The sequence below is a fragment of the Brevibacillus ginsengisoli genome (assembly GCF_050113715.1).
GTDB lineage: Bacteria > Bacillota > Bacilli > Brevibacillales > Brevibacillaceae > Brevibacillus_H > Brevibacillus_H ginsengisoli.
In genome coordinates this window covers 212,415-225,011 of record NZ_JBNJQR010000003.1, presented here as the reverse complement: position 1 = coordinate 225,011, position 12,597 = coordinate 212,415, and the positions used below count along the sequence as shown (strand labels likewise).

Annotated in this window: 14 protein-coding genes; 7 read left to right on the top strand and 7 right to left on the bottom strand. The window is 46.0% G+C overall.

Annotation, left to right across the window (positions count from 1 at the left end; all coding sequences use genetic code 11):
* Positions 1–31: 31 nt before the first annotated feature.
* Positions 32–955 (bottom strand): non-homologous end-joining DNA ligase, encoded by a 924-nt coding sequence (gene ligD, locus ACQCN2_RS08230; RefSeq protein ID WP_426928408.1) that lies wholly within the window; start codon positions 953–955, stop codon positions 32–34.
* Positions 952–1,779 (bottom strand): divergent polysaccharide deacetylase family protein, encoded by an 828-nt coding sequence (locus tag ACQCN2_RS08225; RefSeq protein WP_426928407.1) that lies wholly within the window; start codon positions 1,777–1,779, stop codon positions 952–954. Before ACQCN2_RS08225 ends, ligD begins: the two co-directional genes overlap by 4 nt.
* Positions 1,780–1,918: 139 nt before the next feature.
* Here ACQCN2_RS08225 and ACQCN2_RS08220 point away from each other — a divergent pair, with 139 nt between their 5' ends.
* Positions 1,919–2,656, top strand: coding sequence for an N-acetylmuramoyl-L-alanine amidase family protein (locus ACQCN2_RS08220; protein WP_426928406.1), 738 nt, complete (start codon positions 1,919–1,921; stop codon positions 2,654–2,656).
* A gap of 23 nt (positions 2,657–2,679) precedes the next feature.
* On the opposite strand, the gene ACQCN2_RS08215 is transcribed toward ACQCN2_RS08220, so the two are convergent.
* Both ACQCN2_RS08215 and ku read right to left on the bottom strand, forming a co-directional pair.
* The gene (locus ACQCN2_RS08215) at positions 2,680–3,645 is read right to left on the bottom strand and encodes an ATP-dependent DNA ligase (RefSeq protein WP_426928405.1); all 966 of its coding nucleotides are present in this window, start codon (positions 3,643–3,645) and stop codon (positions 2,680–2,682) included.
* The gene (gene ku, locus ACQCN2_RS08210) at positions 3,642–4,565 is read right to left on the bottom strand and encodes a non-homologous end joining protein Ku (RefSeq protein WP_426928404.1); all 924 of its coding nucleotides are present in this window, start codon (positions 4,563–4,565) and stop codon (positions 3,642–3,644) included. Before ku ends, ACQCN2_RS08215 begins: the two co-directional genes overlap by 4 nt.
* A 135-nt stretch (positions 4,566–4,700) precedes the next feature.
* Here ku and ACQCN2_RS08205 point away from each other — a divergent pair, with 135 nt between their 5' ends.
* A complete protein-coding gene (locus ACQCN2_RS08205; RefSeq protein WP_426928403.1) occupies positions 4,701–5,030 on the top strand; it encodes an HAD family hydrolase in 330 nt (109 codons plus the stop codon).
* A gap of 24 nt (positions 5,031–5,054) precedes the next feature.
* Here the strand turns inward: ACQCN2_RS08205 and ACQCN2_RS08200 are convergent, their stop codons facing one another.
* Positions 5,055–5,267 carry a hypothetical protein gene (locus tag ACQCN2_RS08200; RefSeq protein WP_426928402.1) on the bottom strand — a complete coding sequence of 71 codons (213 nt, stop codon included), beginning with the start codon at positions 5,265–5,267 and terminating at the stop codon, positions 5,055–5,057.
* A 170-nt stretch (positions 5,268–5,437) separates the two neighbouring features.
* Here ACQCN2_RS08200 and ACQCN2_RS08195 point away from each other — a divergent pair, with 170 nt between their 5' ends.
* The 4 genes from ACQCN2_RS08195 (at position 5,438) to ACQCN2_RS08180 (ending at position 10,324) form a co-directional block, all read left to right on the top strand.
* The gene (locus tag ACQCN2_RS08195; protein ID WP_426928401.1) at positions 5,438–5,644 is read left to right on the top strand and encodes a hypothetical protein; all 207 of its coding nucleotides are present in this window, start codon (positions 5,438–5,440) and stop codon (positions 5,642–5,644) included.
* A 351-nt stretch (positions 5,645–5,995) separates the two neighbouring features.
* On the top strand, positions 5,996–6,772 hold the full coding sequence (locus ACQCN2_RS08190; RefSeq protein WP_426928400.1) for an alpha/beta fold hydrolase: 777 nt from the start codon (positions 5,996–5,998) through the stop codon (positions 6,770–6,772).
* Between the two features lie 460 nt (positions 6,773–7,232).
* Complete coding sequence (locus ACQCN2_RS08185; protein WP_426928399.1) at positions 7,233–7,790, top strand: dihydrofolate reductase family protein; 558 nt, start codon at positions 7,233–7,235, stop codon at positions 7,788–7,790.
* Positions 7,791–8,053: 263 nt separating this feature from the next.
* Complete coding sequence (locus tag ACQCN2_RS08180; protein WP_426928398.1) at positions 8,054–10,324, top strand: ATP-binding cassette domain-containing protein; 2,271 nt, start codon at positions 8,054–8,056, stop codon at positions 10,322–10,324.
* Positions 10,325–10,624: 300 nt separating this feature from the next.
* Here the strand turns inward: ACQCN2_RS08180 and ACQCN2_RS08175 are convergent, their stop codons facing one another.
* Positions 10,625–10,975: a cupin gene (locus tag ACQCN2_RS08175; RefSeq protein ID WP_426928397.1), complete on the bottom strand. Its 351-nt coding sequence runs from the start codon at positions 10,973–10,975 to the stop codon at positions 10,625–10,627.
* Between the two features lie 224 nt (positions 10,976–11,199).
* On the opposite strand from ACQCN2_RS08175, the gene ACQCN2_RS08170 reads away from it, so the two are divergent.
* Positions 11,200–11,979, top strand: a complete 780-nt coding sequence (locus tag ACQCN2_RS08170; protein WP_426928396.1) for a thermonuclease family protein — start codon at positions 11,200–11,202, stop codon at positions 11,977–11,979.
* Positions 11,980–12,036: 57 nt separating this feature from the next.
* Here ACQCN2_RS08170 and ACQCN2_RS08165 read toward each other — a convergent pair whose 3' ends face one another.
* Positions 12,037–12,588: a flavodoxin family protein gene (locus tag ACQCN2_RS08165; protein WP_426928395.1), complete on the bottom strand. Its 552-nt coding sequence runs from the start codon at positions 12,586–12,588 to the stop codon at positions 12,037–12,039.
* Positions 12,589–12,597: the final 9 nt, after the last annotated feature.

Here is a 12,597-nt window from a genome sequence, read left to right as displayed (position 1 = left end):
TATATTATACCTCTGAAGTGGCTATTGGTGATTAACTTGTTTTTTGTTTAGAAATCCATTCCAGGCAATAGTCAAAATTCTGCCGGGATCTGCTCTCCTCCATCTGTGCAAATGGACAGCCGTTCTGTTGAATCCGCCTAGGTAGCATCTCTAGCGTGAAGTCATGAGGACGAAGTTTTTCGTTCACTTCCTGCCAGATTAATGGTGTGGCGATCAATGCGTCCTCGTTGCCTCGAGCCGAGTAGGGAGCAATAATCGTCTTTCCTTCCGCATGTTGAACATAATCCAGATACAGTCGGTTGGCGCGATTCTTTTTTAATCGTTCCGTTGTGAAAAGGGAGGGTTCGCGCGCAGTCAAATAATCGGCAACGAATTTGGTGAAGCTTCTGGTTTCTTCAAATGTATATTGTTCTTTAGGAAGCGGAATGTACACTTGCAAGCCTTTGTTTCCTGATGTTTTGACGAACGAGACAAGCTTCAACTGATCAAAAATCTCTTTCATCATCAAGGCCGCATGTACAGCCAGAGCAAATTCTTTCTGTGACGGAGGGTCAAGATCAAATACGATTTCTTGCGGTTTAGTGGAATGGATGGTGACAAATGGAACGTGCAATTCGATGGAGGCTTGGTTCCCCAACCAAATTAAAGTGGCTAAATCATTGCAGAGAATATACCGAATATCTTCCACAAGATAGGTTTGGACAAAATCGGGAGCATATGACGGACAGTGTTTTTGATAAAACTTCTCTTTGGTTACCCCGTCAGGAAAGCGAATGACTGTTAATACCCGATCCATTACATGAGGAAGCATATATGGAGCCACCTGAATTAAATATTCGAGATACTGGACTTTGCTGATAGGCTTCTGCGGCCATAACAGCTTGTCCGGATTGGAAATACCAACGGGCGTTCCATCCACCATCAGCTCAACACGTTCCATCGTTGCTGATGTCATTTGTTCCCTTCCTTTCGTTCACGCTTACCAATCACGTGATAATTCGGATCCATTAACTGGGTGGCAGTCACCAGCTTGCCTTCATTTTTTAAAAAGGAACTATTCTCCTTTAAAACTGAGGCTGTCTTCTTCCCTTGGATTCCAACGTGTCCAATCGCGATGCAATTTGAATTGGTCTTTAAATAGTCGTGCAGGGAATACACCTTTTTGGCGATATGCCGTTTGCTATATTGATTATCGAGAAAGAGATTGTTCTGAATATAAGGCACACCCATTTCGCGGGCTACCTTTTCCACTACACTAAAGTAGGTCGTATGGCTGTCCAAATACACTTTTCCACGGTCTCTGCACACCTCCATGACTGCGCGCATGACTCGTACATCGGCTGTCGCTTTGGAGCCCATGTGGTTGCTGATCCCCACTGCGTAAGGAACATTTTCAAAAGCGGCATTTACTCTTTTTTTAATCTCTTCATTTGAGAGGTCGGTAGTAATAGCGCCGGGTCCCAACCAGGAAGCCTTTCCCCGCAACGGCTCCATCGGCATATGAACAAAAACCTCATGTCCCAAGCGATGAGCCCACTCGGCATCCCGCTTGGTGGTCGACAAAAATGGCATAACGGCAACGGTTAAGGGAAAAGGGAGCTTCAACATTTCTTCTGTCCCTAGCATGTTGTTTCCAAAATCATCAATGACGATGGCGATTCTCTTAGGATCAGGGTTATCTAATGGGGCGGCATTAGTGCTTCCACTATCCGTTACAAGCAGAATGATCAGAAGACCATATGCGATTAAAGCCCTGTATTTAATCGAAGCTTGCCTCATCTCGACACTCCTTTACACAAAATTTTGCCGTACGGGTAGTTTGGCTTTTCTACAATTGATTTACACCATGGTTTCCGTATGACTGCTGAGTAAAAGGGAAGGATAAGAGAGCCAAATTCGCTAGTATCAGGTGATTAATATGAAGCAAAAAGTGATGGGATTCTGTCTTATGATCGGACTCTTACTCCCGGTTTCAACTGTTCAAGCCTCCCCATCAGATTATCCAATCGACGTCTTAATTGATGTGGGACACGGAGGGGTAGACAGTGGAACCACCTATGGTAACATTCTTGAGAAAGACATCAACATGGCCATCGGGAAGCAGCTTTATCAGGCTTTAGCTGAAAAAGGTTATCATGTGGTAATGAATCGCGATGGAGATTATGCGCTAAGCGATGAAAACCATTGGTCAAAAAGTCGTTCACGCCACCTTAAGGATCTCGCTCAGCGAAGACACCTTGCGATGGAGTTGCAACCACAGATATTGGTCAGCCTGCATGTTAACTGGTCAAATTCAAGCAGAGCCAGCGGGCCGCTTGTCCTTTATCAGCACAACAGCCAAAGTTACATGTTGGCTGAACTGATGCAGAACTCACTTAACCTCCTGTATAAGGTACATGGCAAGCCACAAGTGGGGAAAACGTATTATTTGCTTCGTCATTCGATTTGTCCCTCGATTATCGTGGAGATGGGGTATTTAAGTAATGTGTCTGATCGACACCGTTTACTGACGCCAAGGGAACAAGCTCAGATCGCAGCCTCTATCAGAGCCGCGGTCGACGAATATTTCATGTTGCTGGGGGAACTGCGTCAGGAACCGACTAAAAATACGTGGATCACGCATATGCTGAAACACCTGATGGAAAAATTGCATTAAAAAGGTCATGACTGTTCCCCCTCTCACAATTTGATGGGAGGGGATTTACATTCTTCCGGCGATACATTCACAAAAGCCTGTATCACAGGCTGTCGAAGTGTTCTGCCCTTCGTCCATTCCAAAAATTGAAGTTTGGCAGTAAGCAAAGGCTTAACCCATACCGCTTCTTTATATCGCTCTGGTTGGTTTACAAACGCTTTCTTTGGCTGAATCAACTGCTTCAGCATTTCACTTAAAGCCTCCCACTCGGCTTGTTTCATTTTGCCTCTACCCGCGTGTCCGATGTATTGAAGCTGTCCAAGCTCATCATAAACGCCAAATAACAGCGCATTGATAAGACCATTGCTCAGCGTAAAACCACCGACCACCGCATTCAGATCTCGAAATATTTTTTTCTTCTGCCAACGTCGATTCTTCTCGTTCACGCTGTATATACTCGTGAGATCCTTACAGACGATACCTTCCAGTTCATGTTGCACGGTGACTTGATATAAAACCTCCGGGTCATGGAAGCTCTCCACGATCAGAACATCCTCTTGCGGCACAATCCACTCGGACAGAAGTTCCATCCTTGACTGGAGCGGCAAATGCGTGACCCATTCACCATTGCAAAACAAAACATCAAAAATCATATAGGCGATCGGAGTTTGCTCCTTGGCACGTTCTACGTTTGCTTCTTTTCGTATACCATCCCGCTTCATGACCTCGTGAAAAGAAGGGCGTCCGTTATCAAACGCGATCACTTCACCGTCCAGGATAATAGAAGATGCCTTGCAATATCGCTTGATGTCAAGCAGTTCCGGAAATTGAACAGATCTTGGATTACGCTTCCGGTTATAAAGCGATACCTGTTGTCCATCCCAATAAGTGAGAATCCGAACACCATCCCATTTGATCTGGGCAATCCACTGTTCCCCTTGTGGGATCACATCTGTACTGACAGGTTCAAAAGGAATGATTGGTTCAAGCAGGAGCCGATCGCCCTTCATTTGGCTGCTTTCTCCTTCGCGGATTTGTTCTTCGCTGCTTTTTTCTTTTTGGATTCACCCTTGGTCATTTCTTTGAGCACCTCCAGCTTTTCTTCCTTAATCTCCTCTCGCTTATCTTCCTTGGGCGTTTTCACGGAAATGGCTTGTTTTTGGGCTTGGTTGATACTCGCCTGAAGGGCTTCCATCAGGTTGATAATATTGGACGCTGGCGCTTCTTTGGCTACCTTGATCTCTGCATGATTTATCTTTGCTTCAATAAGATTCATCAGAGACAATCGATACTCGTCGGTGTATTTGGAGGGATCAAAGGAAACCGTTAATTGTTCGATCAGCTGCTTAGCGATCTCCATTTCTTTTTGGTTAACCTCTACGTTCAGATTATCCAGCACACCGGGGACCTGGTCGACGTTGCGAACCTCATCCGGATAGAAGATCGTTTCCATCATTAAGCCTTTATCATAAACGCGGATTACCGCCAGATTCTGTTTGGATCGCATGGTAATTTTGGCCACTCCGATCTTGCCTGTCTCCTGCATCGCTTGACGTAACAAGGAGTATGCTTTATGACCTGCTTCGCTCGGACCAATGAAATACGATTTATTGAAATAGATCGGGTCAATCTCCTCCAGATTGACAAAGTCGATGATCTCAATGTTTTTGTTCTTCTCCGCCGCTAGGTTCTCGAGTTCGGATTGCTCAAGGATGACAAACTGCCCAGGTTGATGCTCGTAAGCCTTGACGATTTCATTCATTTCAATCTCCCTGTTACAGACCGGACAAAACTTGTGATATTCGATGGGACTATGACATTCGCGGTGAAGCTGACGCATGCGAATATCCTTTTCTTCAGTAGCCGTGAACAATTTGATCGGAATGTGCACTAGTCCGAAGCTGATGGAGCCTTTCCACGTTGTGTGCATTCACTTGCCTCCTCTGTTCTCTTGAGTGTAGTGTTTGCTCTTCTTGTTTGAAGTTGACTGTTACCTTTTTCCTGAGTGAAAGCTAGTGAGATCGTTGGATACTAATCGGGAGTCGTGTAAACGGAGGGATGCATCATGGCAAAAAGGCCGATCATTGCGTTAGATTTTGATGGGGTACTTGCGGAGTATTCTGGCTGGCAAGGCGAACACCATATGGGCAACCCCATCCCTGGTGCGCTTGAATTTATCAACGCGAATCAGTCGAGTTATCAATTCGTGATATATACCGTACGAAAACCGCAGAGAATCATCGAATGGCTACAAAAAAACGCTTTCCCATACATTCCCGTCACCAACACCAAGCCCAAAGCGAGCGCCTATATCGACGATCGGGCTATTCGTTTTGACGGGAATTGGGAAAGCGTGCAAACTTCTCTGCCATTTCAACCTTGGTGGAAGGGATGAGTCTTTATACAATCTTGCTCAACGTTATGAGCGGGTAAAGCCAATCATTTCAGCTGTCTGCTCTTCCTGATCAACCGTACTCAGTCCAGATGTGCTGCTTGCCACTTGCGGATTCGTAGGCTGTGGGTGTGGGGTGGTAATTTCCACCTCAGGCCTGTCCACTTGTGTGAATTCATCGGGGATATCGACGTGCGGAATCTCTTTGGTTTCCATATGGTTTCCCATGTTCATCTCCATATTGCCCTCCTCGACACAGATCAGCGATTCGGTGTTAGTCTTCCCACATGTGTCGCATGTATCCTGTGAATTTCCATTTCACATTTTCCCATCGTCCTTACATATCTCGACAGTCTTTGCGCAACTGAACGATTATGATGGAGATAATGAGAATGTGGAGGTGGATTTGCGTGAATCGCAATCAACTGAGAAGGTATGTCACGCAGGAACTTGAATGCACCATGATAGACCACACCCTCCGATGTATTACCAAGGAATCAACCTTGAACAAACTAAAGTCGCTGCATTTTACTATCGATGTCAATTTGGATGAGTCAGATGAGCTCCGCCAAAAGGTGAAAAATCTCATACAGGAAGTGGAATGCTCCGGCGTTTAGCGGAGCATTTTTTAAATCTGAGCCTATCGTGATCCAAAGACACCGCTGCATGCCAAGCTGTTTGTGATGAAAGAAAACAACAAGGCAGTAATTAGATTGCCGGAATCCTCATCATTCTGATTTGGTTAGGATTTGTCGCTTGAATTCTCTCACTTTGGCTGAGGTAACTTGTTGAGGATGTTATGTGATAATAACGTTCTAGACTGACAGTAAGTTATTCAGCTACCGGGCAGGTTAGCGTAGTGATATGGAAATGGAAATATTTACAACCCAGAACGGTGTTTTAAGATTAATAAAGTGGCGATTATTCACGAAAAGAATATACTTCTATAATTCAACGGGGTGACAAAAATGCCGACTTTTACTTCAAACGGTGCACAACTTTATTATTATGAAGAAGGAGAAGGTTCTCCTTTAGTTTTACTTCATGGTCTTCATGGTAGCAGCAAGATGATGAGGCATGAAATCAACTGGCTGAAAGAACATTTTCGTATTATTGCACTAGATTCGCGCGGACATGGAAAGTCAGCCCGCCCCCCCCATTATACGATGGAAGAGCATGTACAAGATGTGATTAACCTGTTGGATCATCTCGGGGATGAAACTGTAGATCTTATGGGAATCTCCATGGGGAGTTATATCGCGCATGGTGTGGCGATTGCCGTCCCCGATCGAATAAAGAAGCTGATTCTCGTTGTCCCGAAAAGCCATGGCAAAACATCTTCCATGCAAGAGCTTTTCGCCCGTCATGCAGAGGAACTAGAGGGACTCTCTTTTGAAGAAAAATTCAACCGTGCTTTCAAGTATATCTTTCATAATTACACAGCTGTTCAGAAAGCTTTTAGCGATTTTAATGATCAACAGGCAATGCTGACATTGCCTCAAGAGCAAGAAGCATCAAACAAAGCACTAGAAGGATTTGATTTCCGAGATAATTTGAATAAAATTACCGCACTCACATTAGTCATTAGTGGAAAATATGACGGTTTGAATCCTCCAGATAGAGGTAAAGAGACCGCTTCCCTGATATCTGATACGACCTTCATTGAATTTATGCATTCTGGTCATGCCCCAAGTATCGAAGAGCCTGAACGTTATATTAAAGAGGTAATGAAGTTTCTTACTTAAGAAATTCATTTCGCCTCAAGTTGTTAGACGTGAAAAGCATGGATGTATAACCGATCTATTCAATAATAACAACACAGGAATTGAACTAATATTATTAAAAGGTGTATTGTCTAATGGAATGTAAGGGCTTAGACCCGTTGAGCCATGGGATGGTAAACTTCAGGGCATCTTGTGGAGAATGTGTGCAGTAGATAACAGCTCTAGGGAAATGTTCAAGAGCGTTTCTTCTATTCCCGTATGCCCTAAAAAGGATTTCAACGGTGGATACAACTTACTTTCGTGTTGAAACTATTTTCAATGGTTGATGAGAACCCACGTAGAAGAAATGCTTGTATTGCTTTTAGGGAATCGCTCTGACGGACAGCATTGTTAAAAAGATATCCTCTCTTTTTAATATGACATAAGGTGACGTATTTGAGGTCTATAATGGGTGGTAGATTAACGAAAGGAGTAATAAATCATGAAACGAAGAATTATTTTAGATTTAGCAGTTACTTTAGATGGTTTTATTGAAGGGAAAAATGGTGAAGTTGATTGGTGCATTATGGACTCTGAGCTGGGGTTTAAAAATTTTTTAAATCAAATTGATGCCATTTTCTATGGAAGAAAAAGCTATGATTTATGGGGACAATTTACTCCGGAAATCGAACCTACGGATTTTGAAAAAGAATTTTGGCAATTGGTTCATAGTAAAGAGAAATATGTGTTTTCCAGGACGCAAAAGGGGACTGATAATAAAGCAGTATTCATAAATGATAGTATTCTCGAAGAAGTAAATAAAATAAAGAATAAGCCTGGTAAAGACATCTGGCTATATGGTGGAGCAAGTCTGATTACAACTTTTATCAATTTAGGACTTGTTGATGAATTTAGATTATCTGTTCACCCTGTTGTTTTGGGAGAAGGGAAACCGCTGTTTGCGGATATAAAACAGAGGTTGAATTTAAAAATGGTTAATACCAGAACGTTCTCCTCAGGCGTTGTACAACTAATTTATCATTTTGATGCGAACAAATAATATTACACATTCCAATGATAAAATCGTTAGTTTAGCGGCAAGTCTAAGACTTTATTTTTTGGTCTTCGACCGCCGCTTTTTCATTTATGGGGTTCAGTCTAAAACTTATTTTCGCCCCGGTTGCTCTGGCGAGTCTCTGCATCGTCAGCCTTCCAGGTGCCGAACAAACTTTATGAAATCATTCGTCTAATCATGACACTTGTTGTCATGATTCTTCAGTTATACTGTGAAAGCTTAGAAAATAGAAATCCGAGGTGGAGTCTATGGACGTCAATGATATCGTAATTGAAGGAGCACGCGAGAATAACCTGAAAAACGTGAATGTCCGCATCCCGAAGCGAAAAATCACGATCTTCACCGGCGTCTCGGGATCGGGCAAATCTTCCTTGGTCTTCGACACCATTAGCGCCGAAGCTCAGCGGCAGCTTAACGAGACGTTTTCCGCATTCATCCGCAATCGGCTGCCCCGGTTTAGTCAGCCGGATACCGATCTCATCCAGAACTTGTCTACGGTGGTTGTGATCGATCAGAAAAGGCTCGGCGGCAACTCACGTTCGACGGTCGGCACGATCACGGATATTTATGCAATGCTCCGGCTGCTGTTCTCCAGAATCGGTAAACCTTTTGCCGGCAATTCGCATGTATTCTCGTTTAACGACCCGGCCGGTATGTGCCCGGAATGTTCCGGAGTCGGACAGGTGGTGCAGTTCGATGTAGATAAGCTGCTTGACAGGTCCAAGTCGCTGAATGAAGGCGCGATCCTGTTCCCCGCATTTAAAGTGGGGAGCTGGTTATGGAATACTTATGCCCATTCTGGCTTGTTCGACAACGACAAGCGGCTCGCTGACTATACGCCGGAAGAGTGGGATGTCCTCCTTCACGGTAAAGAGAGCAAGATCGTTTACCACACCAAAGGCGGGGCAATCGAATCGGATTACGAAGGTCTGCTGCCCAAATTCACCCGCCTGTATTTGAAGCGGGACAGCAGCGAGATGTCCGAAGCCAAACGCGAATCTATTGACCGGTTCCTGTCCTACAGCGAATGCAGCCTTTGCGGGGGAAGCCGGCTTAATCAAGAGGCCTTGGGCTGCCGGATTAACGGTTACAACATAGCCCAATGCGCAGCGATGGAGATTGGAGAGCTTATTCGTATGATCGGAGCCATTCGGGATCCCGTTGCCGGCCCGATGATTGACGGGATTCTGACCCGGCTGAACCATCTGGTCTCCATCGGGCTGGAGTATCTGAGTCTGGACCGACAGACCTCAACTTTGTCGGGCGGGGAGTCGCAGCGCATCAAGATGGTCCGTCATCTGAGCAGCAGTCTTACCGACATGATCTACATTTTCGACGAGCCGAGCGTCGGGCTGCATCCGCGGGATGTCCATCGTCTGAACGGCATGCTGTGCCAGCTCCGGGACAAAGGGAATACCGTGCTCGTCGTCGAACACGACCGCGAAGTAATGGTGATCGCCGATTACATCATTGATGTCGGACCTTATGCGGGAACCCGCGGCGGAGAAATCGTCTACGAAGGCGACTTTGCGGGCTTGCTCCGCGCGGATACCTTGACAGGACGGTACTTGAAGCAAAGTCTGCCCTTGAAAACTTCAACCAGGGTGCCTATGGACTGGATGACCGTCACCAGCGCCAAGCTTCACAATCTGAAGGATGTGACCGTCGATATCCCGGTCGGTGTACTGACCGTGGTAACGGGTGTAGCCGGCTCAGGCAAAAGTACGTTGATTAACGGAGCATTCCTGCCATTGCATCCAGAGTCGATTGTCATCGACCAGTCAGCCGTGGGCACATCCATCCGCTCCAATCCGGCCACTTATACGGGGATGATGGACGAGATCCGGCGGCTGTTCGCAGCCGCCAACAAGGTGAGCGCATCGTTGTTCAGCTTCAACTCCAAGGGAGCTTGTTCCAACTGTCAGGGTCTCGGGATGATATACACGGATTTGGCCTTTCTCGATCCAATAAGGACGACTTGTGAAATTTGCGCGGGCAGGCGGTTCAGCGATGAAGTGCTAGAGTATAAGCTGAACGGAAAATCCATCAGCGACGTCCTCGCCATGACGGTACGGGAAGCTTCGGAGTTCTTCAGCAGGAAGGAACTGCTCCGTCAATTGCAAACGCTGGAGGATGTGGGACTCGGATACGTAACGCTGGGCCAGCCTCTGAGCACCTTATCGGGCGGGGAATGCCAACGCATCAAACTGGCCGGGGAACTTCACAAGGAAGGCAGTCTCTATATAATGGACGAGCCGACAACCGGACTGCATATGTCCGATATCTCTCGTCTGATGGACATTATGAACCGCTTGGTCGACGGGGGCAACACGGTGGTGGTCATCGAACACAACCTGGATGTGATCAAGAGCGCAGACTGGATCATTGACATGGGTCCCGAGGGCGGCCACCGGGGTGGCCGAATTGTATTCCAAGGCACTCCTGTCCAGCTTTCTGCTGCCGAGCATTCGATAACGGGGGCGTATTTGCGCAAGGCAGAAACCGGCCAGGTACCATAAACGTAGAAGTGCTTACAACTACAGGGTTATCCAAGATGACTTCCTTGCTATCAAGGAGTATATGGCACTTGGAAAGCCCTTTGTCTTTATCGGATCATCTTGTCGCCGCTCACTTCCGCTGACGGAAGATGAGAGGCGACAGGATTTATGCAATGCCAGTGAGGTGGCATATTGTGGCTTTTCGTACGGAAGGATTGAATAGTCTAATACGTATTTTTCAAAAGTAAGAGCTTTCCTCTTTCAGAAATTGCATCAAATCAACACCATCAACCTAATCCATTTGACTGCGAACAGAGGAAATTAGAGTTGATCCCAAAGCGTGGAATCCAAGGAACTGGATTCAATCACAATCACCGTCATGCCATGAAGAGAGCCTGATTCATGCCACTCACCCGTTTGCCAAAAAGCCGCTTGACCTGCCCTGATTGGCGTACGTTCCTGCTCTTCACCACGCACCCAGCCTTCACCCGCAACAACCAGAAACATCTGAGGAGTCACCGCCTGATGGTAACCAACCACCCCATTCTCGCCAATGTGCATAAGACCAAGGTGAACTTCCTCCAAATGGCCGATTCTACTCATAATGAAATTGGTGCTATTAAATGCCTTAATTTCTCGGCCAACCTCTCGATCAAAGCGAAACAGTTCCATCTCAATAATACCTCCCCTGAAAATCAAGACGTATCTGAAGAAGATGCGTCTATTTCATTATCGGCTGTTCTATTCCCCATGTTGATTACGCCAATAAGTCTTCGGTCCGTTACTTTTTACGTCACGTTCTTCGGATTTGTTTCTGTTGCTTTTGCTTCTTTTTTCATGAAAATTTATAATGGTAGACACCACCAGAAAGAAACTTACATAGAAAAGGTGAAAACATGCGAACCAAGAAAATACTCACATTCTATCTTTTGGCTCTCATTCTTCTTTTGACGGCTTGTTCTCAATCTACCGCCAAATCAGATCCCAATCGGATCCCCGCTCAAGTAGTAGAGGTGATTGACGGAGACACGATTAAAGCCCGCTTCGACAACAAGACAGCCACCATCCGTTTTCTCTTGGTTGATACACCGGAGACGCACCATCCGCGACTCGGCAAACAGCCCTTCGGAGAGGAAGCGTCCCAATTTACCAAAAAGCTGTTAGACGGTCAAGAGATTGAGCTAGAGAAGGACGTCTCCCCTGGCCCTGACAAATATGGTCGATACCTCTATTACATCTATGTAAACGGGAAGTCGGTTCAGGAAATGCTGCTTGAACAAGGCCTAGCTCGCGTCGCCTACATTTATGCCCCCAATGTTAAATACGTGGACAAATATCGCGCCATCCAGTCAGAAGCACAGAAAAAAGGCCTTGGGATCTGGTCCATCGAGGATTATGCCAGACAGGACGGGTATCACCCGGAAGTGATTGACAAAGCGAACAAGTCTACGCACGAATCGAACAAATCGCAACAACCAAAGCAATCCAATCCATCACAATCGGCAGTCCCTAAAGCTGGTTGTGCCAATCCGCAAATTAAAGGTAACATCAACAAGAAGGGCGAGAAAATCTATCATCTCCCGGATAGCCCTGCTTATGAAAAGACCAAACCGGAAGAATGGTTCTGTACCGAGCAAGAAGCTAAGGATGCGGGCTTCCGAAAGGCGGGGAAATAGTTTGAACCACAATAACAGCAAGGCGGCAGGCATTATAGCCTACCGCCTTTTTTCGTATTATCCGTGGAGCTTCATGTTCAACTGCTTATGTAGAGCTTCCGCTTCCAGCATCGCGCGTTCGTCGTTTTCCACATCGCCTGGTTTGCCGCCTTCACCAATCACATAGCCACGGAATGGAGTCGAAACAAACCCGAAAATGTACTGAAATTGCTGAACCAGCGGCAACGCTTTGATCCTTGGATTGTCCCCGCCAACGATCACGACGTATGCTTCTTTTTTCATCATGTCATCCTTGAAGGTATAACGGGAATCACGGAGCGCCTGAGACCACCGATCCACGAAGTTCTTCATTAACCCGGACATGCCGTACCAATATAGTGGCGTGGCAAAAATCAGCAGATCATGACTGAGCATCTGTGTGATCACTTCATCGAACTCATCATCGACCGGCTGAAAACCCTCTTCCGTATGTCGTTTGTCATCGATCGGCAGGATGCGCTTCTCACGCAAGTTAATCACAGTATGCGGAAGGTCCCGAAGAACCGCTTGCGTTAGCCGCTCCGTATTTCCTCGTTCTCGCGAGCTGCCATTTAACACTAGAATTTTCATCTCAAGTCT

Excerpts from the sequence above, each read along its gene's own strand:
- ACQCN2_RS08215 (WP_426928405.1), bottom strand. The coding sequence starts at position 3,645 with ATGAAGGGCGATCGGCTCCTGCTTGAACCAATCATTCCTTTTGAACCT.
- ACQCN2_RS08185 (WP_426928399.1), top strand. The coding sequence starts at position 7,233 with ATGAAACGAAGAATTATTTTAGATTTAGCAGTTACTTTAGATGGTTTT.
- ACQCN2_RS08220 (WP_426928406.1), top strand. The coding sequence starts at position 1,919 with ATGAAGCAAAAAGTGATGGGATTCTGTCTTATGATCGGACTCTTACTC.
- ACQCN2_RS08205 (WP_426928403.1), top strand. The coding sequence starts at position 4,701 with ATGGCAAAAAGGCCGATCATTGCGTTAGATTTTGATGGGGTACTTGCG.
- ACQCN2_RS08175 (WP_426928397.1), bottom strand. The coding sequence starts at position 10,975 with ATGGAACTGTTTCGCTTTGATCGAGAGGTTGGCCGAGAAATTAAGGCA.
- ACQCN2_RS08190 (WP_426928400.1), top strand. The coding sequence starts at position 5,996 with ATGCCGACTTTTACTTCAAACGGTGCACAACTTTATTATTATGAAGAA.
- ligD (WP_426928408.1), bottom strand. The coding sequence starts at position 955 with ATGACATCAGCAACGATGGAACGTGTTGAGCTGATGGTGGATGGAACG.
- ACQCN2_RS08180 (WP_426928398.1), top strand. The coding sequence starts at position 8,054 with ATGGACGTCAATGATATCGTAATTGAAGGAGCACGCGAGAATAACCTG.
- ku (WP_426928404.1), bottom strand. The coding sequence starts at position 4,565 with ATGCACACAACGTGGAAAGGCTCCATCAGCTTCGGACTAGTGCACATT.
- ACQCN2_RS08170 (WP_426928396.1), top strand. The coding sequence starts at position 11,200 with ATGCGAACCAAGAAAATACTCACATTCTATCTTTTGGCTCTCATTCTT.
- ACQCN2_RS08225 (WP_426928407.1), bottom strand. The coding sequence starts at position 1,779 with ATGAGGCAAGCTTCGATTAAATACAGGGCTTTAATCGCATATGGTCTT.
- ACQCN2_RS08200 (WP_426928402.1), bottom strand. The coding sequence starts at position 5,267 with ATGGAGATGAACATGGGAAACCATATGGAAACCAAAGAGATTCCGCAC.
- ACQCN2_RS08165 (WP_426928395.1), bottom strand. The coding sequence starts at position 12,588 with ATGAAAATTCTAGTGTTAAATGGCAGCTCGCGAGAACGAGGAAATACG.